We start from the raw sequence: 24,284 nt of genomic DNA, 5'->3' as shown, positions 1-24,284 counted from the left end.
CAAAATCCTGCCAGCTAGTCTTCAGGCATGCTGAAGAGCGTGGCGGCAGTGCTGATCGACGGCTTCGCGCCGTTCGAGTTCGGCGTGATCTGCGAGGTGTTCGGGGTCGACCGAACCGACGACGGCGTGCCGCCCGTGGAGTTCCGGGTGTGCGGGGAAGTGGCGGGCAAGTCGATCCCGTCCAGCGTCGGCGTGTCGATGGTCCCCACCCTGGACCTGTCCGCCCTCGACGGAGCCGACCTGATCGCCCTGCCCGCGTGCCAGATCCGCGACACCTACCCGCCCGCCGTCCTCGACGCACTCCGCGCGGCCCACGCCGGCGGCTCGACGATCCTGTCGGTGTGCAGCGGGGCGTTCCTGCTCGGCGCCACCGGCCTGCTCGACCAGCGCCGCTGTACCACCCACTGGCGGCACGCGGCCCAACTCGCCGAGCGCTTTCCGCTGGCGAAGGTCGACCCGGACGTCCTCTTCGTCGACGACGGCGACATCATCACCAGCGCCGGAACGGCGGCGGGCATCGACGCCTGCCTGCACCTGGTCCGCCGCGAGATGGGCTCGGCGGTGGCCACCGCCATCGCCCGCCGGATGGTCGTGGCGCCGCAGCGTGACGGCGGTCAGCGGCAGTACGTGGAGTTGCCGGTGCCCGAGTGCACCGGCGACAGCCTGACGCCGATCCTGACCTGGCTGGTGGAGAATCTGGCCGAGGACCATTCGGTGGCCGCACTCGCGGAACGCGCCCGGATGTCGGAGCGCACCTTCGCCCGCCGTTTCGTCGCCGAGACCGGCACGACGCCGCTGAAATGGCTGTCGATGCAGCGGGTGCTGCACGCTCGGACACTGCTGGAGGAGACCTCGGCGTCGGTGGACGACGTGGCGAACCGGTGCGGGTTCGCGACGGGGGCCTTGCTGCGGCACCACTTCCAGAAGATCGTCGGTGTCTCGCCGAAGGACTACCGCCGAAACTTCGCCACACCTCGCTGAGCTGCGCTCGAATCGCCGGGAACATCGTCCGGGGCTGCCCGTGGCGCTAGCGGCGGCTCAAGGCTGGTGGCCGGTCCGCGTTGATCTTGAGTGTCGCTGATTGCTATCCGGGTAGATGCCTGGTGCGGTTCGCCTTGTCGACCTTGTCGATGTCGTCCCGGCGGACTATCTGGGTGACTGGGCCGGTCTCCGTGTGGCCTTCCCTGGCCATCCAGTCACTGAGTTCGCGGGCGACCGCGCGCAGGGTCGGGCGGCGGGCCGGTTCGTTGTCCAGTGATGCCAGCAGCAGTCTGCGGTGGGCGCTCTGCTGCGGTGTTTGCGTGACCGGTTCGCCCTTCGCGGCGGCCATCAGGGCGGCCATGGCGTTCTCTCGGGTGCCGCGTGGGGGTTTGCCGGTGAGGGCGAAACTCACGGTGGCCGCCAGCTGCCAAGCGTCCGAGGCCGGGGTGGCGTTGGCGCCCGCGGCGGTTTCCGAGGCGAGGAAGTCGGGGGTGCCGACCATCATCCCGGTCGCGGTCAAGGTGGAGTCGCCCTGCGAGCGGGCGATGCCGAAGTCGATCAGGTGGGCGTTGCCGTCCGGGTCGATGATCACGTTCGACGGCTTGACGTCGCGGTGCAGGACACCCTTGGCGTGGGCGGCGGACAGGGCTCCGGCCATGGTGATCCACAGTCGGGCGACGGCCAGGTCGTCGAGTGGGCCGCCGGTGGCGACGCGGTCGGCCAGGGGCTGGCCCTCGATGTACTCCATGACCAGGCCGAGGCCCTCAGGCTCGGAAACGATGTCGTACACCCGCACACAGTTCGGGTGGTGCACCGCCGCTAGCGCCCTTGCTTCGCGCAGCATGCGCTCTTCGGTCTCGGCGTCGGGGGCGTGCGCCATCTTCACCGCGACCGTGCGGTCGAGCTGGGTGTCCACGGCCAGCCACACCGTGCCGAACCCGCCCTGGCCCAGGGCCCGGACCTTGCGGAAGCGGCTGCCGGACGGCTTGACCGGCGGCGGGGGCGGGGTGGCCGAGCGCGGGGCGAACGGGAGCGGACCGGGGTCGGCGGCCAACCGGGCCATCGCGCCGAGGCCTTCGGGGTTGGGGTCATGCAGCGTCGGATTGAGCGCGGGCGGCACGTAGGGCGCGGGCACGGGCTTCACCGGGACCTGCGGCGGATAGCCGGGGACGTGCGCCGGCGGCTGGTACGGCGGCAGCGGCGCGGGCGGCACGTAGGGCGGCACGGCCTTGCTGGGCTGGTTGTTCTGCTGCTGCGGAGGCGGCGTCTGCCTCGGCGGGTGCGCGGTCTGCGGGTGCGCGCTCACACCGGACTGCTGCGGCGGGGCGGGCTCCGGCTTCTGGTGGCTGCGCTCGATCGTCGACCAACTCGGCGCGCCGATGACGTACACGGGGATCAGGCCGAGCACCGAGATCGGCAGGAACCCCAGCCACAGGTGGGACGCGGTGTTGGCCTCGACGGGGACGCTCAGCGCGATCATCAGCGCGAACGGCACCCAGACGAGCCTGCTCACCCAGCGCGGGCCGCGGCGGGTCGCGGCGCGGGCCTGCAGAATCACGAACAGCAGGCAGATCGCGGGGACCACCACGAGGAAGACCAGTCGCAGCAGGAAGACCGGCGTGTCCTCGAACTTGTGGAAGATGACCTCGTAGACGTTGGCCCCGCCACCCAGGTACTCGTCCTGAGCGTCGACCCAGCAGTAGTGGACGTCCATGGTGCCCGACCCGGCGAGCGAGACCGTCGGGTCCTTGGTGAACACACCTCGGAAGACCCCACTGATCCCGTTGAACAGCAGCCACGGCATCAGGAAGGCGAAGAACGCGCCGATGGCGCCGAACACTCCGTAGGTGACCGGGTTGTAGAGGTTGCCGGTGACCTTACGGACCAGCGCGACCGTCACCGAGCCGACGATCGGCAGCAGCGCGATCAGCGCTCCGGCCGTGCTCGTCGCCCAGACCCAGTCGCCGGGGCACAGCCCCGGCCCGAAAAGGCTGTGCGCGAACGACAGCAGGGAAGCCGCGAGGTCCAGCACTTCGAGTACAGCTCCTCTCAATGCGGCGCCGGGTGCGCCGGAAACCAGCGTATGCCGATCGGCGGCCCGGGCGGGCCGTTCATCCACAGGGACGCCGAACGTGCCGTCAAGGTTGTCCACAGCTCACGAACTGAGGCAGACGCATCAGGCGTTCGGTGGCAAGGTATCGGTGAGGCACCGAGATCGAATCGTGGGCGGGGAAGATGCGCAGACAGGCTCTCGCTTCGGCGAGCGTCGCGTCGGTGGGCTACGACGCGGCCACGGAGACCCTCGAGGTCGAGTTCCGCAACGGCAACGTCTACCAGTACCTGGGCGTCGCCAAGCGGCTGTACTGGGGGTTGATGTCCGCGCCGAGCGTCGGGGCGTTCCTCAACCGCGAGATCCGCGACAGCCACGAGTTCCTGCGGGTGCGCTAGCGACCCTGCGGGACACCGCGGGCCGTGGTGGAGTGATGGTCTTCCAGAAGGGTGGACACAGATGGCTCTCACCGTCGACGTCGCCGTGGTCGGTCTCGGGCCCGGCGGCGAATCCGTGGCCACGCGGCTTGCCGAGGCAGGACTGTCGGTCGTGGGGATCGAGGCCCGGCTGGTCGGTGGCGAGTGCCCGTACTACGCGTGCGTGCCGACGAAGATGATGATCCGGGCCGCCGACGCCCTCACCGAGGCTCGTCGGGTCGCGGACCTGGCCGGGTTCGCCGAGGTCCGCCCGGACTGGGCGCCGGTCGCCAAGCGCATCCGCGAGGAGGCCACGGACGACTGGGACGACACCGTGGCGGTGCAGCGGCTCACCAAGGCGGGAGCGAGGTTCCTGCGCGGCCGCGCGCGGATCACCGGCCCCGGCGAACTCGTCGTGTCCACCCCCTCTGGCGAGGAGCGGATCACCGCCCGCAAGGGGATCGTGCTCAACCCGGGCACCGAGCCCGCGCTCCCGCCCGTACCGGGCCTGGCCGACACACCGCACTGGACCAACCGTGAAGCCGTCGCCGTCGAGGAGGTCCCAGAATCGCTGATCGTGCTCGGCGGCGGGCCGGTGGGCTGCGAGTTCGCCCAGGTCTTCGCCCGTTTCGGCGCGGCGGTCACGGTGGTCGAGGCGCAGGACCGGCTGCTCGGACTCGACGAGCCGGAAGCGGGGGCGCTGATCGCCGAGCGGTTCGCCGCCGAGGGCATCACGGTGCGGACGGGCGCGAAGATCACCTCCGCGAGCCACGACGGCGACCGGTTCACCCTCGAGTTCGACGGCGGAGATCCAGTGTCCGCCCGACAGCTCCTCGTCGCCGCGGGCCGCCGCACCGACCTGGCGGCACTGGGCGTCGCCGCCGTCGGGCTCGACGACACGGCCAAGGGCATCAAGGTCGACAAGCACCTGCGGGCCGCCGACGGCGTGTGGGCGATCGGCGACGTGGTCGGCGAGGGTGCGTTCACCCACATGTCGATGTACCAGGCGGGCATCGCGGTCGCCGACATCCTCGGCGAGGACTCCCCCGGCGCGGACTACCGGGCCGTGCCGAGGGTGACGTTCACCGATCCCGAGGTCGGCTCGGTCGGCCTGACCGAGTCCGCCGCCCGCGAAGCGGGCATCGACGTGCGGACAGGGATGTCCAAAGTCGAGTCGTCGTCGCGCGGCTGGATCCACAAGATCGGCAACGAAGGCCTGATCAAGCTGGTCGCCGACGCCGATCGCGGTGTCCTCGTGGGAGCGACCTCAGCGGGCCCGACCGGCGGCGAAGTCCTTGGCATGCTGACCCTCGCGGTGCACGCGCAAGTTCCCATCAGCACGTTGCGACACATGATTTTCGCCTACCCGACCTTCCACCGGGCGATCGAGGACGCGTTGAAAGATCTCTAATCGGCAACGGGACGAACACGAACACGCTCAGGAGCACACCGGTGTAGTGACCTCGTCCGTTTGGGTGTAGAAATGCCCAGTCGTCGAGGCATGGTCACTCTGGGAGTTCATACATGCGCAGGTTTGTCGCGTCGCTCACGTTCACGGCCGTCACTGCGGCCTCCCTGCTGGCCATCTCGGGCACCGCGGGCGCTCAGGAAGGCCCGCCGCCCGCAGGCGACACCCGCGCGGTGTACGGCGAAGGGAACATCAAAGCCGCGGACTGCCCCACGCTGTGGCCGGGCAGCAAGTCCGTCCTCGGCGAGGACCCCGCGCCCGACAACACGATGTCCATCGACATCACCGAAGAGGACGTGCCCGAAGGCGTCGAGCTGGTCGGCGTGGTCATCAAGGGCGGCGACGGGTACAACAAGTACTCTGCGGACAAGCTCGGCGAGATGCCGTGGCTGAAGCTGCACTCGCCGTACAACAACGGCGGTCAGATCGCCGCGATCAGCCACTGGTTCGCCTGTGGCGTGAAGACCACCACGACCACCACGACGACCACGACTACCACGACGACGACGGGTGGGACCACCACCACCGAGCCGACGACGACGACCTCGGCGGGGACCACGACGACCGCGCCGGTCACCACCACGACCGTCGCACCGGCCCCTGGTGACGACAGCAACCTGCCCGACACCGGTGCGAACGTCGGCTGGATGATCTTCCTCGGCGCGGCGCTGCTGCTCAGCGGTGGCCTGCTGCTGGGAGTCCCGCGGATCCGCAACGCGGTCCTGCGTCGTAACTGATCCACTTAGACCGAGGGCCCGGGCGACACTGTCGCCCGGGCCCTCGTCGTAGGGTCGCTCCATGCTCGCCGACGCCGTCCCGTTCCTGGCCTGTCCGCTGTGCGGCGGCGCCCTGGCCATCGAGTCCGGGACGCTGCGGTGCGCGCGGTCGCACAGCTTCGACATCGCCCGCCAGGGCTACGTGAGCCTGCTGCGCGGGGCCTCGACGTTCACCGGGGACACTCCCGAGATGGTCGACGCCCGCGCGGCGTTCCTCGGCGTGGGTCACTACGCCCCGATCGTTGAAGCGATCGTCGACGCCGCCCGGCTTGGACCCGGCTGCGTCGTGGACGTCGGGGCGGGCACCGGCTACTACCTCGCAGCCGTCCTCGACCACTTCAGGGACCGCATAGGGCTCGCGCTCGACGCCTCCAAGCCCGCGCTGCGTCGGGCCGCCCGCGCCCATCCCCTGATCGGCGCGGTCGGCTGCGACGCGTGGCAGCCGCTGCCGGTCCAGCCCGCCGCCGCGGGGCTCGTGCTCAACGTCTTCGCCCCACGCAACCCCGCGGAGCTGCGCCGGATCTTGCGGCCCGAGGGCACCCTGGTCGTGGTCGCCCCGACGTCTCGACACCTGGCCGAGTTGGTGTCCACTTTGGACCTACTGGCGGTCGAGGAGGACAAGCAGAGCCGCATCGACGAGCGGCTGGCCCCGCACTTCGACCTCGTCGAGCAGACCGACCGCGAGTTCTCGATGACCTTGTCGCACCATGACGTCACCACGCTGGTGGGCATGGGCCCCAACGCTTTCCACACCGTCGCCGCCGAGTTCCACGAGCGGATCACCGCGCTGGCCGATCCGCTCACGGTGACCGGGTCGGTCACCGTGAGCGCCTACCGGCCGTCAGGCGGCTGAGGCCACCGGCGCCCGCCCGGTCAGCGCGAGCAGCCGCTCGTGCGCCGAGGCGCCCTCGGCGACGGGCAGCCGCGCGGAGAACGCGCCACCCGGTCCCCACAGCTCCTCGGGGAAGCGGCTGACGACCTTGACCGCGGCCTCGGCGAGGTCCTCGTCGAACCGCAGGTCGATCCCGGCCGCCGACGCGATGTCCCACGCGTGTACGAGGACGTCAGCGAAGTGCACCGACTGGGCCACCGCGCCGGTGCGCTCCACACCGAGCAGCTCGAACGGGGCTTCCTGCGCCTCATCGGTTCCGAAGGCCGCCAGGAACGCCTCGGCGGTCTCGCGGAACTCCGCCCGCGGGTCCTCGCCCAGATCGACGTCCCCGGGCGCCGCCTGCCCCGCGAGCTTGGCCAGCATCCCGTGGTTGTTGCCCACCATGTGCCCGATGACGCCACGAACCGTCCACTCCGAGCAGGGCGACGCGAGGTCGAGCTGCTCGTCGGTCAGCCGGTCGATGACCGCGCCGGTGACCTCTACGGCCCGCCGGTCCAGTGCCCTGATGTCCATGACCCCTCCAGAAATAAGTACGAACGATCGGTCAGATAGTTCCACATGATCGTCGGGTCGTCTAGATTGCTCGCATGGACGGTCGGCTGGCTCGGGGCGCGGAGACGCGGCGCGTCACGCTGCGCCGCGCGGCGGAGATCGCGTCCGTCGAGGGGTTGGACGGGCTGACGATCGGCAGGCTGGCCGGGGAGCTGGAGCTGAGCAAGAGCGGGATCTTCGCCCACTTCGGCTCGAAGGAGGAGCTGCAGCTGGCGACGCTCGCCTACGCCGAGGAGGTGTTCGTCGACCGGGTGATCCGCCCGGCGCGCGCCGCCGAGCCGGGGCTGCCGAGGTTGCGGGCGCTGGTCGACAACTGGATCACGTATTCGCGGACCCGGATCTTCCCCGGTGGTTGTTTTTTCGCCGCCGCGTCGGCTGAGTTCGATGCCCGCGAGGGCCGGGTGCATGACGCAGTGGTGGGTTCTTTCCGCAGTTGGATGGCGGTGCTCGTCGGGATGGTCGAGGAAGCGGTCGAGCGGGGGCAGTTGCCCGCGGACACCGATGCCGCGCAGCTCGCGTTCGAGATCGACGCGTTGGCGCGGGCGTCGAACGCCGTGTCGGTGCTCACTGGCGACGATGAGGCTTACCGCCGAGCTGAGGCGGGTATTCACGCCAAGTTGGCGTAGGGAATGTTCTATGGGCGTGGTTCGTTGAACCGCAGACAGCACGCCCTTACCTAGGAGGTCCTGTGGCGACGGTCGAATTGACCACCGAGAACTTCGACGAGGTCGTGGGCGGTGGTGGCACCGTCCTGGTGGATTTCTGGGCCGCTTGGTGTGGTCCGTGCCGCCAGTTCGCCCCGACGTTCGAGAAGGCGTCGGAGCAGCACACCGATGTGGTCTTCGCCAAGGTCGACACCGAGGCTCAGCAGCAGCTCGCGCAGGCGTTCGGCATTTCGTCGATCCCGACGGTCATGGCCGTCCGCGAGGGCGTCGTCCTCTACTCCCAGCCGGGTGCGCTTCCCGCGCCCGCCTTGGAGGATTTGATCACCCAGGTGAAGGCCGTGGACATGGCCGAAGTCCACGCCGAGGTAGCCAAGCAGAACGCGGGCCAACCCGCCGAATAACCCACCACACACCGAAGCCCCGCGACCCACTCGCGGGGCTTCGCTGTGCGCGGGAGCACCATTCATGGCCAATGGGCCAGCTACGGGAAAGTCGGCGCTTTCGACTCGGCACCGATGCACGCAGCGCGAGCCACAACGGATGCCGAGCACGGCCGAAATAGCAACGGCTCGCACAGCGAGCGACCCAACGATCGGTTACGCACCCCCGATGCGCGCAGCGCGAGCCCACCCTGATGGTCCGGCAGCGCAGAAATGGTCACCGATCGCACCGTGGGGGCCTGGGGGTCGCCCCTCAGAAACAATGCGGAACGCAAACGGCCCATGCCCTCTATGGGCATGAGCCGTCTATGCGTGGAGCTGCGGGGAATCGAACCCCGGACCTTCTCGATGCGAACGAGACGCGCTACCAACTGCGCTACAGCCCCGAACTTTGGTGCGCGGAGAGCGTATCAGGATGTGCGCACCGGGGTTTCTGGGGGGTCTTACTCGCCTACGGCCCTTCGGTAGGGCAGGTGTGAGGGGTCGCCGAGTTCGTCGAACCAGGGGTCTTCGTCGTCGATGTCGACGACGACGGCGCTGGGGTGGGCGATGCGGGTGGGGGCGTGGTCGCGGGTGGGGCGGGTGTCTTCGTCTTCGTAGGTGTCGTATTCGTCCGCGTAGGGCCGGGCGTGGGAGCGGCGGGCGGCGGACATGCGGGCGTAGCGCCGTTGGCGGATTTCTTCTTCGATCCGGACTTGGCGGCGCAGGTAGGTGAGGTAGCCGATGAGGGCGAGGTCGATCGCCCCGTGTGCCCACCACAGGGTCGGGTTCAGGGTGGCGGCGAGGGCGACCGTGATCACCGCGAGGGCGATCATCAGCAGGACGACGCGTTGGCGGAAGCCGTACTTGGCGCGGGCGGCGCGGGCGGCGGCGTCGGGGTCGTAGCCGCCGCGGCCGGGGCGGTAGCGGCGGACTTCGGTTTCGGGGTCGTCTTCGATTTCGGCTTCGTCGAGCTCGTCGAGCTCGGGGTCCACCTCGTCGACGTCGCTCATGGCGAAGTCCTCCCGGGTGTCCTCGGCCTCCTCGTGGAGGTCGTGCAGGTCGTCGTCTTCTTCGTCGTGGTCGTGGACGCTACCGCTGCGCACGACTCGTGCCGCGAGCGCGGAGTCCGCTGTCCTGGCGATTTCCTGGCGCTTGCGCACGACCATCGGGACGAGGACGACGAGCCATGCCACTACGAGTGCGACCACGATCAAAGAGCTCGGCATGTCCCCGGCACCTCCCCCGAACTTTGCGACGCACGCGTCCCTGCATTCGCCACGTTAGTCACAACAGTCACACGCTTGGCGGAGGCGCGCCGACCACGTTCACCCATTCGGCTAGTTCGTAAGTGGACCTTCCACCGTAACGGCCTTGATCAAACTAATTTGCCATGAACATCGTGCACCGTTATGGCAAAACCGCGCCGCCGTCGGCGATCAGGCGCGCTACCAGGCCCTTTGGTATGTCCTCTGTGGTCAATGCGAAGCAAAGATGATCACGCCAGTCGCCCGCCACGTCGAGGTAGCGGCGGAACAGGCCCTCTTCGCGGAAGCCCAGCTTGGTCAGCACGCGCAGGCTCGCGGCGTTCTCCGGGCGCACCGTGGCCTCGATCCGGTGCAGCCCGGCCGAGGTGAAGCAGTGATCGACAACGAGGGCCACCGAAGCGGTCGCGACACCCCCGCCGGTGACCTCGCTGTCGACCCAGTAGCCCACCCAGGCCGAGCACAGCGAGCCGCGGATCACGTTGCCCACGGTGATCTGGCCCGCGAACTCGCCGTCGACCGTGATCACGAACGGCAGCGACATCCCCCGCCTGCCGAGGGCGCGCAGTGTCGACCACTGGGCGGGCCAGGCGATGCCCGCGTTGCGTTCCGCCCACGTCCCGGGCACCGACGGCTCCCAGTTCTCCAGGTGCCGTTGGTCGCGTCGGCGGATGCGGCTCCACGCGGCGGCGTCCCACAGTCTCGGTGCCCGAACCTCGACCACGCCCGCGCCCACGATCAGCGGCCCGAGCCGGGCGGGCCAGCCGGGGTGGCGACCCGCGGGAACGCTAGCCACGCTGGGCGAGGAAGCTGACCTGCACCTGCTCGCCGACGGGGACCTCGGTCGTCTCTTCGTCCACGAGCACCAGGCAGTTCGCCTCGGCCAGCGAGGCCAGCAGGTGCGAGCCCGACAGCCCGAGCGGCTGAACCAGGTACTCGCCGTTCGACTCGTCGCGCAGCAGTTGTCCGCGCAGGAAGCCGCGGCGGTCCTTCGTGGACGTGATCGGCGAGAGCAGCCTGGCGGTGACCACGCGGCGGTGCGGGTTGCGCTTGCCCTGGGCCGCGCGGATCAGCGGGCGGACCATCACCTCGAAGACCACCAGCGCGCTCATCGGGTTGCCGGGCAGCAGGAACGTCGGCACGGCGTCGGGACCGAGCCTGCCGAAGCCCTGCACCGAGCCGGGGTGCATCGCGACCCTGGTCATGTCGACCTCGCCGAGGTCTTGGATCGCGGACCGGACCTCCTCGGCCAGTTCCCCGCCCACACCACCGGCGATCACCACGATCTCCGACAGCAGCAGCCTGCTCTCGACGACCTCGCGCAGCCGCTTCGGGTCGCTCTCCAGGATTCCGACCCGGTTGACCTCCGCGCCCGCGTCGCGCGCGGCGGCGGAGAGGGCGTAGGAGTTGACGTCGTAGACCTGGCCCTGTCCGGGTGTGCGGTCTATGTCCACCAGTTCGTCGCCGACCGAGATGATCGATACCCGCGGCCTTGGGTAGACGAGCACCTTCGAACGGCCGACAGCGGCGAGCAAGCCGACCTGGGCCGAGCCGATCACCGCGCCGCGGCGGACCGCGACGTCGCCGGTCTGGACGTCCTCACCGGTGCGCCGGACATAGCCCGCCGACGGCACCGGCTGGTGCACGGTGACCTTCGCGTGGTGGCCGTCGGTGAACCCGGTGGGCAGCACGGCGTCGGCGAGCGTGGGCAGCGGCGCACCGGTGGCGATGCGCACGGCCTGCCCCGGCTGGAGCCTGCGCGGCTGCCGCGAGCCCGCGGCGATCTCGCCGACGACCGGCAGCTGCACCGGCTCCTCGCCCGCGGCCTGGGTGTCGACACTGCGCACGGCGTAGCCGTCCACCGCCGCCTGGTCGAACCCCGGCAGCGCGCGCTCGGCAACGACTTCCTCGGCGCAGAGCAGGCCCTGCGCCTCGGAGATGGCGACCCGCACGGGGGCGGGCCGGACCGCGGCCGCCAGCGCCCTGGCGAGTTGCTCGTCGACTGACCTCATCCGGTTACCTTGTCACCAATCGCGTCCTGGACCCGGCATCTACACGCCGCCAACCCGTTCCCGCAGCCATTCCCGCAGGTCGGGCCCATACTCCGGGTGCTCGAGGGCAAAGTCCACGGCGGCACGCAGGAAACCTCCGGGATTCCCGAGGTCGTGCCTTCCGCCGCGGTGCACGACCACGTGCACCGGGTGGCCTTCGGCGATGAGCAGCGCGATGGCGTCGGTCAGCTGAAGCTCGCCGCCCGCGCCGGGGGTGATCCGCTTGAGCGCGTCGAAGATCGCGCGGTCGAGCAGGTAGCGGCCCGCGGCGGCGAAGGTCGACGGCGCCTCGGCGGCGGGCGGCTTCTCCACCATGCCGTGCACCTGCTTGACGTCGGGATCGTCGGTGTCGGCCACGTCGAAGACCCCGTAGGCGGAGATCTGCTCGCGCGGGATGTCGAACGCGCACAGAACCGACCCACCGAACTTCGCGCGCACGGCGGCCATGCGGGTCAGCACGCCGGTCGGCAGCACCAGGTCGTCGGGCAGCAGGACGGCGACGGCCTCGTCGTCGCCGCGCAGGTTGCCTTCGGCGCAGCCGACGGCGTGCCCCAGGCCCAGTGCCTGCTCCTGGATCGCGGTCTCGACCTCCAGCAGCCCGGGGGCGCGGCGGACCTTCGCCAGGAGTTCGGTCTTCCCCCGCTCTTCGAGCGTGCGCTCCAGGTCGGGCTGCGGGCGGAAGTAGTCGGCCACGGCGTCCTTGCCGGGCGAGGTGACGATGATCAGGCGCGTGGCGCCCGCCTCCGCTGCTTCCGCGGCGACGTATTCGATGCCCGGCGTGTCCACCACCGGGAGCAATTCTTTGGGGACTGCTTTGGTCGTTGGCAGGAAGCGAGTGCCAAGGCCTGCTGCGGGGACGATGGCGGTGGTGAATGCGGTCGACGCGCTCATGGACACGCAGCCTAACCTCGTGGTGTGGCTTCGCCTGGGAGTGATCTCGAAGACGCACGCGAGTGGACCAAGGACCAGTGGCGCTCGACGTTGCTCAGCAGGCGCCGCCGCCTGCCCGCGAGTGCCCGCTTCGCCGAGGCGATTCAGCTCACCGCGCTCCTGACCAGCGGAAAGGTCGTGCGTCGCGGCCAGACGCTGTGCGCGTACGTGCCGATCGGCTCCGAACCCGGCTCGGTGCAGATGATCGACGAGGTCGCCGCGCACGGGGTGCGGGTGCTGCTGCCGATCGTCGCGGGCGAGGGTCCGCTGGACTGGGCGTGGTACGCGGGGCAGGACTCGCTGCGGCCGGGTCCGTTCGGGTTGCTGGAGCCGATCGGCGAACGGCTGGGCGCCGCCGCGCTGCGGATCGCGGACATGGTCCTGGTGCCCGCGCTGGGTGTGGACCGCGCGGGGGTGCGGCTCGGCCGCGGCGCGGGGTATTACGACCGGACGCTGGTCATCGCGGCTCCCGGCACCCCGCTGGTGGCCGTCGTGCGCGACGACGAGACGGTCGACCGGCTGCCGCGGGAGCCGCACGACGTGCTGATGACCGCCGCGCTGACCCCGGGACGGGGCCTCATCCAGCTGCCGTGACTGTGAGATCCGGCGGAGATGTTTGCGCTCCGCACGCGTGGTGTCGCAGAATTGGGGTTAGCACTCCGGCTGGCCGAGTGCCAGGTTTCGAGAGGGAGCCATCGTGCCCACGTACCAGTACGCCTGCACGGCGTGCGAGCACCGCTTCGACGCGGTGCAGTCGTTCACCGACGCCGCTCTTTCCGAGTGCCCGGAATGCGCCGGTCGCCTGCGCAAGCTGTACGGCTCGGTCGGCGTGGTGTTCAAGGGCAGCGGCTTCTACCGCACGGACAGCCGCTCCGGGTCGAGCGCCACCGCGCCCGCGGCCACGCCCGCCGCCACTGCGGCGAAGTCCGAGTCGACGACGGCATCGTCCTCGTCCTCCTCGACTTCTGCGTCGTCCTCTTCGTCGAGCACGACGTCCACTACCACGGCCAAAGCGTCCTGAGCCGCTTCACGCCGTAGTTGTCCACAGCGCCCGGGCGGGCATCCACAGCCTGGGCGCTCCGGGTTCCCGGCACCGCCCGAACTCCCTAGCGTCGAGGTCGTCAGCCATCTCGATCTCCGGGAGCCGTCGTGCCGCGTTTCGCCACCCGTTCACTCACACTCCGGCGGTCTGTCGCCGCCGTCCTCGTCCTGCTCGCGGTGGTGCTGTGGCTGCGTCCGGTCGCCGACCGCACGGCCCCCATGCTCGTCGCGTCCCGCGCCCTGGCACCCGGTGTGGATCTCTCGGCAGCGGACGTCCGGGTCGTGCGGGCGCCGCCAGAGGTCGTCCCGCACGCGGCGTTCACCGAGCCCGCGGCTGTCGCCGGTCGGGTGTTGGCGGGCGCGGCGGGCGAGGGTGAGCCGATAACGGAGGCGCGACTGGTCGGGCCGTCGGCGGTCGGGTCCGGGTTCGCCGCGGTGCCGGTGCGGTTATCGGACCCGGCGGTCGCCGAGCTGGTGCGGCCCGGGTCGCGGGTGGACATCGTCTCCACCGACAAGCGCGGTGGCGAGGCGGTCGTCCTGGCGCGCGACGCGACCGTGGTGACGGTGCGGCGTGACGACCAGGTGAACGGTGGGCGTCGCGGGAGCCTGCTGCTTATCGCCCTCGCGAGGGATTCGGCGGCCAGAGTCGCCTCCAGCTCACTGGAACGGCCCGTAGCCGTTACCCTCCGATAGTTCATTCCGCCGTACGGCGTAGCCGCCGTCGCCATGATTGGAGTACTCACGTGCTGAAGGGCTTCAAGGACTTCCTGATGCGCGGGAACGTCATCGACTTGGCGGTCGCGTTGATCATCGGTCTCGCGTTCACCGCCATCGTCACCGCGTTCACCGACAGCCTGATCAAGCCTCTGATCAACGCGATCGGCGGCTCCGACGCGGCGCAGGGTCTCGGCTTCAAGATCCTGAGCGACAACCCGGCCACCTTCATGGACTTCGGGTCCGTGATCAACGCGATCATCAACTTCATCATCATCGCGGCGGTCGTGTACTTCGTGATCGTGCTGCCGGTGCAGCACATCCAGGAGCGCCGCAAGCGCGGCATGGAGCCCGGCCCGGCCGAGCCGACCGATGTCGAGCTGCTCACCGAGATCCGCGACCTGCTCCGCCAGCAGCAGATCCGCTGACCTCAGGGTTCAGGGATGATGTGGGTATGAGCGAGCAGCCCACCGAGGACGAACACCGGCGTAGGCGCGATCTCGACGCCATCTTCGGGGATGTGCTGCCCGAGACCACCTCGGACGAGCGCGACCCGTCGAAGCCCGACGACGACCGCGAAGACTGGTACCGCCTGAACCGCCCCCCACACCACGGCGGCTAGGTAAACACCCAGACGAACGACAGCGAGTCCCGGTTCGGAAGTCCCGAACCGAGGACTCGCTGTCAGCCGCCAAACCGCCCACCAAACCGCAGCCCAAGGGGTACCGGGACGGCGGCCGACCACGGTCACCCACTCTCCGCCGCGGTCGCCCGCCAGGTGACCCGAAGTCAAATTCCGGGGAGGCGGCTCAGTTGCCGTCTAGGCCGGAGAGTTCGCCGATCACGTAGGGCACCAGGGACGACAGGGTGGCCATGCCGTCGCGGACCGCGCTGCGCGAGCCCGCGAGGTTGACCACCAGGGTGCTGCCCGAGACGCCCACGAGGCCGCGCGAGACACCCGCGTCGACCGCGCCCGCGGCCAGACCGGACGAGCGCAGCGCCTCGGCGATGCCGGGGATCGGGCGGTCCAGCACGCCCTGGGTGGCGTCCGGGGTGACGTCGCGGGGCGAGACCCCGGTGCCGCCGACGGTCACCACGAGGTCGGCGCCACCGATCACCGCGGTGTTGAGCGCGTTGCGGATCGCGACCGTCTCGCCTTCGACCGGGACGATGCCGTCGACGATGAAGCCCGCTTCCTCGAGCAGCTCGGTCACCAGCGGTCCGACCGTGTCCTCATGTTCCTTGTGCGCCACCCGATCGTCGACGATGACGACGAGGGCCCTGCCGAGCCGTTGCGCGCTGCGTTCCATGTCCACCAACCTAGCTGCCCCGGCCGATCCCGGCCCCTGAAGGTGACCGTTTCTTGCCGACCTCTCAGGTGTGCCCGGCCGCGAGCGGCAGGCGGACCTCGAAGCGGCATCCGGGGCCGTGGTTGCGGGCGGCGATGCGGCCGTGGTGGGCCTCCACCAAGCCCTTGGCGATGGCCAGGCCGAGTCCCCCGCCCCCGTGCTCGTCCGGGCGCGGTGTGCGGGCGCTGGTGCCGCGGAAGGCGACGTCGAAGACGCGGGTGAGTTCCGTTTCCGGGATGCCGCCGCAGGAGTCGTCGACCGACAGGACCGCGTCGCCGCCGTCGACGCCGACCTGGACGGCGACCGTGCCGTCCGGGGGTGTGTGGCGGATGGCGTTGGAGACGAGGTTGTAGACGATGCGGGCGAGTTCCGGGTCGCTGCCGAGCACCACCGGCCACACCTGGGCGTCGGTCCGCACCCGGACGTGCTTGCGTTCGGCGACAGGTGTCTGGGCGGCCAGGGCGTCGCTGATGACTTCCCGCAGCGGGACCGCCGACATGGTGAGCCGCAGGGCGCCCGCGGTGATGCGGGACAGCTCGAACAGGTCGTCGACCATGGTGGAGAGCCGGTGGGTCTCGCTGCCGATGCGGTGGGCGTAGCCGGAGACCTCCTCGGGCGAGGCGACCACGCCGTCGGCGAGCGCCTCGGCCATGGCTCGGATGCCCGCGAGGGGGGTGCGCAGGTCGTGGCTGATCCAGGCGACCAGTTCGCGGCGGGAGGCCTCGGCGGCACGCTCGCGTTCGCGGGCCTCGTGCTCCCAGACACTGCGCCGGGCGATGCGCCTGCCGAGCAGGACCGCCAGCGGGACGGTGACCAGGGTGACCAGCAGGCAGATCAACAGCATCGTGGTCAGCGTGGTGGTGAACATGAACCCGCTGATGCCCAGCACCCCGACGACGACGGCCGCGACCGGGACCAGCACGAGCACGGTCATCGCCGAGGACAGGGAACCGTTGCGCAGCGCCCGAAGCAGCAGGGCGCCGAGCAGGACGACCGGCAGCACCGTCAGCAGGGCGAACGGCAGGATGTGCCACAGGTGCAGGAGCAGCTCCCTGAGGGACTCCCCGGATTCGACCATCAGCGCTCCCCGTCGTAGCGGTAGCCGACACCCCACACGGTGACGATGCGGGTCGGTTTCGCCGGGGTCCGCTCGATCTTCTCCCGCAACCGTCGCACGTGGACGGTGACGGTGGACTGGTCGCCGAAGTTCCAGCCCCACACCCGGTCCAGCAGCTGTTCGCGGGTGAAGGCCTCCCCCTGGTGGCTCATCAGGAACTCCAGCAGGTCGAACTCGCGGGTGGTCAGCGCCAGCTCGGCACCGTCCACTGTGGCCTTGCGGGCGGCGGCGTCCAACTTGAGATCACCGTCGACAAGGTCCTTGGCCCGCACCGGCGCCGCGGCCCGCGCCCGGCGCAGGACCGACGTCACCCGAAGCGCGAGTTCCTTGGGGCTGAAGGGTTTCGTCACGTAGTCGTCGGCGCCGAGCTGCAGCCCGGCGATGCGGTTCTCCTCCTCGCCGAGCGCGGTGAGCATCACCACGGGCACGGCACTGTGCTCACGGAGCCGCCTGCACACCTCCAGGCCGTCGATGCCGGGCAGCATGAGGTCGAGCACCACCAGATCGGGGTCGTTCTCCGCGATCCAGCGCAGCGCGTCCTCGCCGTTGTCGGCAAGGGACACCTGGTGCCCGTCGCGCTCCAGGTAGCGCCGCACCACATCGGACACGGTGAGATCGTCGTCGACGACCAGCACCCGGCCGGTCGGTTCCATCGGTCCGCCTCTCACCATGGGGGTTCATGGGTTCATGGTCCATCGTGAACCACGATGGACCATGAAAGCAGGGATCCGCGGTGGATCGTCAGCGGACCGTAAGAGATGGAGACGCGCGACAGGAGCCGCAGGCGGGCGGGCGAGGGTTGCTATCCGTCCGCGTGCGACTCCTGTGCTTGGCTCCTGTCGGAGCCCCAGTCCGGCCTGGGGGCAAACAGACCGGAAGTCCCAATTTCGGAAGTGTCCTATTCGGTTTCCACTGGCTGTCCCGCAAGCGTTGCCTCGACTGTACGCTCACCGTCGCCGATTACCAGCTTGACTTTGTCCCCCGGCGCATGAGACCGGACTGCCGCGACGAGCGCGTCCGAGGTGTCGATCCGGCGGTCGTCGAGCCTGGTGATGACGTCGCCCGCGGTCAGTCCTGCTTTCTCCCCCGCACCGCCGGGCACGACCTGGGAGATGAGGGCGCCGCCGCCGTTGTTGTCGCGGACGCTGACACCGAGCACGGTCTGGGTGGCCTTGCCGGTCTTGACGATCTCGTCGGCGGTGCGCCTGGCCTGGTCGATCGGGATGGCGAATCCGATGCCGACCGAGCCGCCCGCGCCCGAGCCGGAGCGCGGGCTGTAGATGGCCGAGTTGATGCCGACGACCTGGCCGCGCATGTTGACCAGCGGGCCGCCGGAGTTGCCCGGGTTGATCGCCGCGTCGGTCTGGATGGCGTCCATGACCGTGGCCTGGCTGCCGTCCTCGCCGCCCGCCCGGGTGGGCCGGTTCAGCGAGCTGACGATGCCCGACGTGACCGTGCCGGACAGCTCGAACGGCGAGCCGATGGCGACCACGCTCTGGCCGACCCGCAGGTCGTCGGAGCTGCCGAGTTCGACCACGGCGAGCCCGGAGATCCGCTCCGCGCGCACCACGGCCAGGTCCGAGGAGGGATCCCGGCCGACGATGGTCGCCTTGGCGGTGCGCCCGTCCTGGAACACCGCGACGATCTCCCCGTCGTCGGCGGCCGCTTCCACGACGTGGTTGTTGGTGACGATCAGGCCGTCCTGGCTGATGACGAAACCGGACCCCTCCCCTGCGGAGGACCGGCCACGCACCTGCAGTTGGACGACGCTGGGCAGCACCTTCTGCGCGACCGCCTCGACCGAGCCCTCCGGCGCGGGCGTGGACGCCTGCTTGGCGGGTTTCTGCGCGTCCAGGGCGCTGGACGTGCTCACCGGGGAGCGCGAGTCGGCGACCAGGTACCCGCCGGCGGCACCCGCGGCGCCGCCGACGATGAGCGCCAGCACGGTCATGCCCGCGACCAGTCCGCCGGTCTTGCGGCGCGGCGGCTCGGCCGCGGCGATCCGCTGCGGCGGGGTGGTCGGAAGTTGGGGCGGGGCGTAGGGATCGGCCACCGGCTGCCCCGCATAGCTGTGGTGACCTGTGAACGCGGTGCCGTAGAGGACCTGGTCCGAGCCGGAATACCCAGGCTGGTTCGGTCCGACGGCGGACTGGCTCGACGGCGGGCTTGCCGCAGCGGCCGACCAAGGGTCGGCGGCGACTGCCGGGCCATCGGATCGGGTGCCGGGATGGGCGGCGAGCTGCTCGAAAGTCGGCTGCGCCTCGGCGGAGCCAGTGGAGGCTGTGCCCTCGGTCGAGGCGGTGCCGGTAGGGGCTGAGGCGGTGCCGGTGGAGGCTGTGCCCTCTGTGGAGGCTGAGGTGTCGGTGGAGGCTGCGTAGTCCTCGGAGGCCGCGTAGTCCTCGGGCGGGCGGCCCAGGTAGTCCTCGCGGGTGTACCCCACGGTGGTCGAGTGGCCGGGGCCCTGCTCCCCGGCCACTCGGCCACCGGTTTCCGACTCGGCGAGGCCCTGCACCTCGCGTGAGCCGTGGTCCTGCGGGTCGGTCGCGCCCGGCTGGTTGTCCGCCGTCGCGTTGTCCGCCCCTGGGTGCGCGGGGCCCTGCACCCCGCGCACCCTGGGGTCGAACGCCTGGTGGTCCGGGCCCTGCACCCTTTCCACCGGGTTCCCCGACTCCCGTGCGGCTTGCGCCGACCACGGGTTGACCTGAAGTCCCGGTTCCCCGGGCGTGTCCTCGGGCCTGTCGTCCGTCATGACACCTACCTTGCGCCAGTCTACTGAGAAGCGCCTGAGACCGTCCTGTGCGAAGACCGTGAACTCAACCTCATCGCGAGGTCTTCCGGAGTCACGTCGTTGATCCAGACGGCCATTCCGGACTCCGAACCGGCAAGATACTTCACCCGATCGGCTGTTCGCAGTACCGAGAACACCTGCAAATGGAGCCATGCCAGGTCGCGGCCGGTGTTGACCGGCGCCTGGTGCCAGGCGGCGATGTAGGGAAGCTCACGGTCGTAGAGGCCGTCGAGCATGCCGAGCACCCGGCGGTAGACCTCAGCGAAGTCGTCGCGTTCGGCGTCGGTGAGCGCGGGCAGGTCGGGGACCTGGCGGTGCGGGACGAGGTGCACCTCGACCGGCCAGCGGGCGGCGGCGGGCACGAAGGCGGTCCAGTGGGTCGAGTCGACGAGCACCCGGGTGCCCTCGGCGCGTTCGGCGGCGAGGACGTCGCCCATCACCGGGCGGCCGTGTTCGGCCTGGTAGGCGGCGGCGACCTCGAGCATCCGGGCGGTGCGCGGGGTGATGAACGGGTAACCGTAGACCTGCCCGTGCGGGTGGCTGAGCGTCACGCCGATCTCGTCGCCGCGGTTCTCGAACGGGAACACCTGCTCGACGCCGGGCAGCTCGCTGAGCGCGGCGGTGCGGTCGGCCCAGACGTCGACGACGGTGCGGATCCGGCTGACCGGCAGCGCGCCGAAGGACACCGAGTGGTCGTCGGTGAAGCAGACCACCTCGCAGCGGCCCACGCCCGGCGCGGCGGGCACGAGACCTGTCGCCGTGGCGGCCGTGGCGTGCTGGGCGAACGAGGGGAAGCGGTTCTCGAAGACCACCACGTCGTAGCCGGGTTCCGGGATCTCGGTCGGCCTGCCCTCGGTGGACGGACACAGTGGACACAGCCCGGCTGGCGGCTTGTACGTGCGGGTCTGGCGGTGCGCGGCGAGGGCGACCCACTCGCCGGTCAGCGGGTCTCGGCGGATCTGCGAGGTGTTCTCGGCGGGCGTGAGGTCGCGCTGGTCGACGGCCGTGCGCGGGGGCGCCTCGGGGGAATCGTCGAAGTAGAGGATCTGCCTGCCGTCGGCGAGCTTGCCTTCCGTCCGCCTCACTGGTCGGCCTCGGCCACCGCGGGAACGGACGCGATCACCAGCTCGCCGACGCGCTCACGGAGCACTTCGCGCGCGTCGTCCGGGAGGCCTTCGTCGGTGACCAGGACGTCGGCCTCTTCCAGGTCGGCGATGGTGGAGATGCCGACGACTCCCCACTTGGTGTGGTCGGCGAGCACGACGAGCCGTCCGCCCGCCTCGACCAGCGCGCGGTCGGTCTCGCACTCGTCGAGGTTGGGGGTGGTGTAGCCGGCGCTGTCGGACATGCCGTGGACGCCGAGGAAGACCATGTCCAGGTGCAGCGACCGCAGCGACTGCACGGCGACCGGGCCGACCAGCGCGTCCGACGGGGTGCGCACGCCGCCGGTGAGCACGACGGTGCGGTCGGAGCGGCCCGCGTGGCGCAGGACGTCGGCGACGCGGATCGAGTTGGTGACGACCGTCAGGTCGGGGATGTCGGCGAGGAACCGGGCGAACGTCCACGTGGTGGTGCCCGCGGACAGGCCGATCGCGGTGCCGGGCCGGATGAGGCCCGCCGCGCGGGCCGACACGGCTTCCTTCTCGGGCAGCGCCCGCACCGACTTCGCCTCGAAGCCGGGCTCGTCGGTGCTGCGGCCGATCACCGAGGTGGCGCCGCCGTGCACCTTCTCCAGGAGCCCGCGTTTCGCCAGGACGTCGAGGTCTCGGCGGACCGTCATGTCGGACACGCCAAGTCTTGTGACCAGCGTGTGGACCTGGACGGCGCCGGTGCGGCGAATCTCGTCCAGGATCACTTCTTGGCGTTGACGTGCGAGCACAACACAATCCTACAAGGTCGAACGCGGGATTTTGTTAGGGCTCACCCCGGGCTACCCGGAAGGCGCATCGCCATCAGCGCGCCGCCGTCGGCCGAGCGGCTGGCGTACACCGATCCACCGTGTCGTTCGGCCGCCTGTTTCACGATCGCGAGGCCCAAACCGGAGCCGGGTAGGGTTCGTGCCTCCTCGGAGCGGTAGAAGCGGTCGAACACGTGCGGCAGGTCGGCGTCGCTGATGCCGGGCCCGGCGTCGGCGACCTGGAGGAAGGCGTAGCCGTCGCCCATGGGCTGCAGTTCGACCCGGACGGTCTCGCCGGGCGGGCTGAACTTCACCGCGTTGTCCAGCAGGTTCAGCACCGCGCGCTCCAGCGACGCGGCATGCCCGACCAGGTGCCACGGGTGCAGCCGGACGTCGAAGTGGATCTCGCCGCCCGCGCGCCTGCGGGCCCGGTCGAGGGCCTGCTCGACGACCTCGGCCAGCTCGACGTGCTCCTGCACGGCGGGCGCGGCGTCCTCGCGGGCCAGTTCGACCAGGTCGCCGATGAGCTGGGTCAGCTCGTCGAGCTGGGCCCGCAGGTCGTCGTGGATCTCGACCCGGTCGCGCTGCGACAGCGAGGGCGCGCCCGGCTGCTCGGAGGCGAGCATGAGTTCGAGGTTGGTGCGCAGCGAGGTCAGCGGGGTGCGCAGCTCGTGGCCCGCGTCCGCGACGAGTCTTCGCTGTCGCTCCTGCGACTCGGCGACGGCCCCGAGCATGGTGTTGAAGCTCTGGGTGAGCCGGGACAGCTCGTCGTCTCCGGTCACCGGGATCGGACGTAGATCACCCGTGTGAGTGACTCTTTCGGCCGCGGCGGTGAGCCGCTGGACTGGTCTGAGGCTGCCTCGGGCGACGGCCGTGCCCGCGATGGCGGCGACGATGATCCCGGAGCCGCCGATCACGATCAGCACGACGGACAGCTTGGCGAGCGTGCTCTTGGTGGACTCCAGCGGCTGCGCGAGCACGAGCGCGGCGCCCCTGGTGAAGAACGGGTACTTCATGGCCAGGACCCGGGTGTCGGTCGCCTCGTCGGTCCGGAACGACGTCTGCTTCTCGCCCGCCGCCACGAGCAGCTCGTCGGGTCCGATCGGGGGGCGCACGACCGGGCGGTTGAACGCGGACTTTCCGGACGCGTCGATCACGTCGAACTTGATGTCGGTCAGCTCGAGGAAGAAGCTCGGGATCTCGGTGCGCCCGGCGTCGACTTCCTGGGTGTTGTGGACGAGCGCCTGCGCGCGCTCCGTCAGGTTCTCGTCGATCTGCTGGTAGAGGCCGCGATAGACGGTGATGTAGGCGCCAAGGGACACCAGGGCGACCGCGCCGCCGACGCACATGGCGGCGAGCAGGGCGATGCGGGTGCGCAGCGAGACGCGCTGACGGATCTCCCCGCTCGGCGCCTCGCCCACGGGGGCGAAGGTCATCAGGGCGGTGTCTCCCGCAGCACGTAGCCGATCCCGCGGACCGTGTGGATCAGCCGGGACTCGCCGTCGGCCTCGGTCTTGCGGCGCAGGTAGCCGACGTAGACCTCCAGCGCGTTGCCGGAGGTCGGGAAGTCGTAGCCCCAGACCTCTTCGAGGATGCGGCCCCGGGTGAGGACCTGCTTCGGGTGTGACAGCAGCAGCTCCAGCAGGGCGAACTCGGTGCGGGTGAGGCTGATCGGCCGCTCGCCTCGGCGCACCTCCCTGGTCATCGGGTCCATCTCGAGGTCGGCGAAGCGCAGCGGCGCGGCCTCGGGCGTGCCGGGCTGCTCGGGCGTGGCCCGCCGCAGCAGCGCGCGCAGCCGGGCCAGCAGCTCCTCCAGGGCGAACGGCTTGGGCAGGTAGTCGTCGGCGCCCGCGTCGAGCCCGGCGACCCGGTCGGACACCAGGTCGCGGGCGGTGAGCACGAGGATCGGCAGGTCGTCGCCGACGCCGCGCAGGCGCCTGCAGACCTCCAGGCCGTCGAGCCTGGGCATCATGACGTCCAGGACCATGGCGTCGGGGCGGGTGCCCGTGCCGTCGGTGCCGAGCACTGTCTCGAGGGCCTGCCTGCCGTCGCTGGCGAGGTCCACCTGGTAGCCGTTGAACTGCAGCGACCGCCGGAGTGACTCGCGCACGGCCCGGTCGTCGTCGACTACGAGGATGCGCATGTGGTCAGTGTTCCCTGCGCTGCTGAGATGCGCCTGAGAGCTCGCCCGCGCGTGTCCTAAGTGAGTCCAGGTGCGACGGGGGCGTTCCAGCGCCGCCACAGGGCGACGAGCCGGATGACCACGACGAGCGTGGCACCGACCGCGGTGACCAGCACCGAGGGCAGGCCGAGCCGGGCGCCGGCGACGACGACCACGGCGCCCGCGAGCGCGGCGACGGCGTAGATCTCCCGGCGCAGGACCAGCGGGATCTCGCGGAGCAGCAGGTCGCGCATGGCGCCGCCGCCGATGCCGGAGGTCATCCCGATCAGACACGCCGTGTACGCCGGGACACCGGCGGCCAGCGCGGTCGCGGTGCCCGAGACGGTGAACAGGCCGAGGCCGACCGCGTCGAGGAGCAGCACCGCCTTGCGCAGCCGGGCGACCTGCGGGTGGAAGGCGAAGACACCAAGCGCGGTGGCGATGGGCACGGCCAGATAAGGCCAGGCGCGCAGGGTCGTCGGCGGGGTGATGCCGAGAAGCACGTCCCGGATGATGCCGCCGCCCAACGCGGTGGTGAGGCCCAGGACGACGACCCCGAAGAGATCGAGCCGGGCCCGCACGGCGGCCAGCGCGCCCGAGGCGGAGAACACCGCGAGGCCGACCAGTTCCAATACGACGATCACCACGAAGGTGCAGGTTACGCGCCGGTGCGGACGAATGGCGCAACACGTCGGTGACAGTTCCGGAATTGAATTTCGTGCGCCGGAAATCAAACAAACGCAGGACCGAAA

27 protein-coding genes and 1 tRNA gene are annotated in these 24,284 nt (G+C 70.4%); 12 read left to right on the top strand and 16 right to left on the bottom strand.

Annotated elements, in window-relative coordinates:
• Nucleotides 1-27 precede the first annotated feature (27 nt).
• Entirely contained in the window at nucleotides 28-981 is a 954-nt protein-coding gene (locus C8E96_RS11585; protein WP_091378826.1) for a GlxA family transcriptional regulator, read from the top strand.
• Between the two features lie 103 nt (nucleotides 982-1,084).
• On the opposite strand, the gene C8E96_RS11580 is transcribed toward C8E96_RS11585, so the two are convergent.
• On the bottom strand, nucleotides 1,085-3,013 hold the full coding sequence (locus tag C8E96_RS11580) for a serine/threonine-protein kinase (RefSeq protein ID WP_091378829.1): 1,929 nt from the start codon (nucleotides 3,011-3,013) through the stop codon (nucleotides 1,085-1,087).
• A 203-nt stretch (nucleotides 3,014-3,216) separates the two neighbouring features.
• Between C8E96_RS11580 and C8E96_RS11575 the strand changes: the two genes are divergently transcribed.
• The 4 genes from C8E96_RS11575 to C8E96_RS11560 all read left to right on the top strand — a co-directional run bounded on the left by C8E96_RS11575 (nucleotide 3,217) and on the right by C8E96_RS11560 (nucleotide 6,544).
• Nucleotides 3,217-3,429 carry a KTSC domain-containing protein gene (locus C8E96_RS11575; protein WP_091378832.1) on the top strand — a complete coding sequence of 71 codons (213 nt, stop codon included), beginning with the start codon at nucleotides 3,217-3,219 and terminating at the stop codon, nucleotides 3,427-3,429.
• Between the two features lie 61 nt (nucleotides 3,430-3,490).
• Nucleotides 3,491-4,858, top strand: coding sequence for a dihydrolipoyl dehydrogenase family protein (locus C8E96_RS11570; protein ID WP_091378835.1), 1,368 nt, complete (start codon nucleotides 3,491-3,493; stop codon nucleotides 4,856-4,858).
• Nucleotides 4,859-4,971: 113 nt separating this feature from the next.
• Nucleotides 4,972-5,652, top strand: a complete 681-nt coding sequence (locus C8E96_RS33700) for an LPXTG cell wall anchor domain-containing protein (RefSeq protein WP_091378837.1) — start codon at nucleotides 4,972-4,974, stop codon at nucleotides 5,650-5,652.
• Between the two features lie 61 nt (nucleotides 5,653-5,713).
• Complete coding sequence (locus tag C8E96_RS11560; RefSeq protein WP_091378840.1) at nucleotides 5,714-6,544, top strand: putative RNA methyltransferase; 831 nt, start codon at nucleotides 5,714-5,716, stop codon at nucleotides 6,542-6,544.
• Here C8E96_RS11560 and C8E96_RS11555 read toward each other — a convergent pair.
• The gene (locus C8E96_RS11555; RefSeq protein ID WP_091378842.1) at nucleotides 6,533-7,096 is read right to left on the bottom strand and encodes a TIGR03086 family metal-binding protein; all 564 of its coding nucleotides are present in this window, start codon (nucleotides 7,094-7,096) and stop codon (nucleotides 6,533-6,535) included. The genes C8E96_RS11560 and C8E96_RS11555 overlap by 12 nt on opposite strands.
• A gap of 74 nt (nucleotides 7,097-7,170) precedes the next feature.
• Here C8E96_RS11555 and C8E96_RS11550 point away from each other — a divergent pair, with 74 nt between their 5' ends.
• A complete protein-coding gene (locus tag C8E96_RS11550; RefSeq protein WP_091378844.1) occupies nucleotides 7,171-7,761 on the top strand; it encodes a TetR/AcrR family transcriptional regulator in 591 nt (196 codons plus the stop codon).
• 62 nt (nucleotides 7,762-7,823) lie between these two features.
• Nucleotides 7,824-8,201 (top strand): thioredoxin, encoded by a 378-nt coding sequence (gene trxA, locus C8E96_RS11545; RefSeq protein ID WP_091378847.1) that lies wholly within the window; start codon nucleotides 7,824-7,826, stop codon nucleotides 8,199-8,201.
• A 352-nt stretch (nucleotides 8,202-8,553) separates the two neighbouring features.
• Here trxA and C8E96_RS11540 read toward each other — a convergent pair.
• The 5 genes from C8E96_RS11540 to C8E96_RS11520 form a co-directional block, all read right to left on the bottom strand.
• Nucleotides 8,554-8,626: transfer RNA gene (locus C8E96_RS11540), tRNA-Ala, on the bottom strand.
• Between the two features lie 57 nt (nucleotides 8,627-8,683).
• On the bottom strand, nucleotides 8,684-9,448 hold the full coding sequence (gene sepX, locus C8E96_RS11535) for a divisome protein SepX/GlpR (RefSeq protein ID WP_091378850.1): 765 nt from the start codon (nucleotides 9,446-9,448) through the stop codon (nucleotides 8,684-8,686).
• A gap of 181 nt (nucleotides 9,449-9,629) precedes the next feature.
• Entirely contained in the window at nucleotides 9,630-10,280 is a 651-nt protein-coding gene (locus tag C8E96_RS11530) for a GNAT family N-acetyltransferase (protein WP_176926790.1), read from the bottom strand.
• Nucleotides 10,273-11,496 (bottom strand): molybdotransferase-like divisome protein Glp, encoded by a 1,224-nt coding sequence (gene glp, locus C8E96_RS11525; protein WP_091378855.1) that lies wholly within the window; start codon nucleotides 11,494-11,496, stop codon nucleotides 10,273-10,275. The genes C8E96_RS11530 and glp overlap by 8 nt, the downstream gene beginning before the upstream one ends.
• A 39-nt stretch (nucleotides 11,497-11,535) precedes the next feature.
• Nucleotides 11,536-12,426 carry a UTP--glucose-1-phosphate uridylyltransferase gene (locus tag C8E96_RS11520; protein WP_091379484.1) on the bottom strand — a complete coding sequence of 297 codons (891 nt, stop codon included), beginning with the start codon at nucleotides 12,424-12,426 and terminating at the stop codon, nucleotides 11,536-11,538.
• A 24-nt stretch (nucleotides 12,427-12,450) separates the two neighbouring features.
• Between C8E96_RS11520 and C8E96_RS11515 the strand changes: the two genes are divergently transcribed.
• From C8E96_RS11515 to C8E96_RS33195, 5 genes are all read left to right on the top strand, one after another.
• Entirely contained in the window at nucleotides 12,451-13,059 is a 609-nt protein-coding gene (locus C8E96_RS11515; RefSeq protein WP_091378856.1) for a 5-formyltetrahydrofolate cyclo-ligase, read from the top strand.
• 103 nt (nucleotides 13,060-13,162) lie between these two features.
• Nucleotides 13,163-13,486, top strand: coding sequence for an FmdB family zinc ribbon protein (locus tag C8E96_RS11510; RefSeq protein WP_091378860.1), 324 nt, complete (start codon nucleotides 13,163-13,165; stop codon nucleotides 13,484-13,486).
• A 128-nt stretch (nucleotides 13,487-13,614) separates the two neighbouring features.
• Nucleotides 13,615-14,199 (top strand): SAF domain-containing protein, encoded by a 585-nt coding sequence (locus C8E96_RS11505; protein ID WP_091378862.1) that lies wholly within the window; start codon nucleotides 13,615-13,617, stop codon nucleotides 14,197-14,199.
• 50 nt (nucleotides 14,200-14,249) lie between these two features.
• Complete coding sequence (gene mscL / locus C8E96_RS11500) at nucleotides 14,250-14,648, top strand: large-conductance mechanosensitive channel protein MscL (RefSeq protein WP_091378864.1); 399 nt, start codon at nucleotides 14,250-14,252, stop codon at nucleotides 14,646-14,648.
• A gap of 26 nt (nucleotides 14,649-14,674) precedes the next feature.
• A complete protein-coding gene (locus C8E96_RS33195; protein ID WP_091378867.1) occupies nucleotides 14,675-14,842 on the top strand; it encodes a hypothetical protein in 168 nt (55 codons plus the stop codon).
• A gap of 187 nt (nucleotides 14,843-15,029) precedes the next feature.
• On the opposite strand, the gene C8E96_RS11495 is transcribed toward C8E96_RS33195, so the two are convergent.
• The 9 genes from C8E96_RS11495 to C8E96_RS11455 all read right to left on the bottom strand — a co-directional run bounded on the left by C8E96_RS11495 (nucleotide 15,030) and on the right by C8E96_RS11455 (nucleotide 24,179).
• On the bottom strand, nucleotides 15,030-15,530 hold the full coding sequence (locus C8E96_RS11495) for a MogA/MoaB family molybdenum cofactor biosynthesis protein (RefSeq protein ID WP_091378869.1): 501 nt from the start codon (nucleotides 15,528-15,530) through the stop codon (nucleotides 15,030-15,032).
• A gap of 64 nt (nucleotides 15,531-15,594) precedes the next feature.
• Nucleotides 15,595-16,647, bottom strand: coding sequence for a sensor histidine kinase (locus C8E96_RS11490; protein ID WP_091378872.1), 1,053 nt, complete (start codon nucleotides 16,645-16,647; stop codon nucleotides 15,595-15,597).
• Nucleotides 16,647-17,339: a response regulator transcription factor gene (locus C8E96_RS11485; protein ID WP_091378875.1), complete on the bottom strand. Its 693-nt coding sequence runs from the start codon at nucleotides 17,337-17,339 to the stop codon at nucleotides 16,647-16,649. The genes C8E96_RS11490 and C8E96_RS11485 overlap by 1 nt, the downstream gene beginning before the upstream one ends.
• Before the next feature lie 245 nt (nucleotides 17,340-17,584).
• Nucleotides 17,585-19,435, bottom strand: a complete 1,851-nt coding sequence (locus C8E96_RS34000; RefSeq protein ID WP_228770043.1) for a trypsin-like peptidase domain-containing protein — start codon at nucleotides 19,433-19,435, stop codon at nucleotides 17,585-17,587.
• 20 nt (nucleotides 19,436-19,455) lie between these two features.
• Nucleotides 19,456-20,559, bottom strand: a complete 1,104-nt coding sequence (gene galT / locus C8E96_RS11475; RefSeq protein ID WP_091378877.1) for a galactose-1-phosphate uridylyltransferase — start codon at nucleotides 20,557-20,559, stop codon at nucleotides 19,456-19,458.
• Nucleotides 20,556-21,353, bottom strand: a complete 798-nt coding sequence (locus tag C8E96_RS11470) for a DeoR/GlpR family DNA-binding transcription regulator (protein ID WP_091378882.1) — start codon at nucleotides 21,351-21,353, stop codon at nucleotides 20,556-20,558. The genes galT and C8E96_RS11470 overlap by 4 nt, the downstream gene beginning before the upstream one ends.
• A gap of 41 nt (nucleotides 21,354-21,394) precedes the next feature.
• Complete coding sequence (locus C8E96_RS11465) at nucleotides 21,395-22,807, bottom strand: sensor histidine kinase (protein WP_091378884.1); 1,413 nt, start codon at nucleotides 22,805-22,807, stop codon at nucleotides 21,395-21,397.
• The gene (locus C8E96_RS11460) at nucleotides 22,807-23,514 is read right to left on the bottom strand and encodes a response regulator transcription factor (RefSeq protein WP_091378887.1); all 708 of its coding nucleotides are present in this window, start codon (nucleotides 23,512-23,514) and stop codon (nucleotides 22,807-22,809) included. The genes C8E96_RS11465 and C8E96_RS11460 overlap by 1 nt, the downstream gene beginning before the upstream one ends.
• 56 nt (nucleotides 23,515-23,570) lie before the next feature.
• A complete protein-coding gene (locus C8E96_RS11455; protein WP_091378890.1) occupies nucleotides 23,571-24,179 on the bottom strand; it encodes a trimeric intracellular cation channel family protein in 609 nt (202 codons plus the stop codon).
• Between the last annotated feature and the right edge of the window lie 105 nt (nucleotides 24,180-24,284).

The sequence above is a fragment of the Actinokineospora alba genome, from assembly GCF_004362515.1.
In the GTDB taxonomy this organism is placed as follows: domain Bacteria; phylum Actinomycetota; class Actinomycetes; order Mycobacteriales; family Pseudonocardiaceae; genus Actinokineospora; species Actinokineospora alba.
Note: the sequence above shows the minus strand (reverse complement) of the source record. Positions and strands in the feature narration are given on the sequence as shown.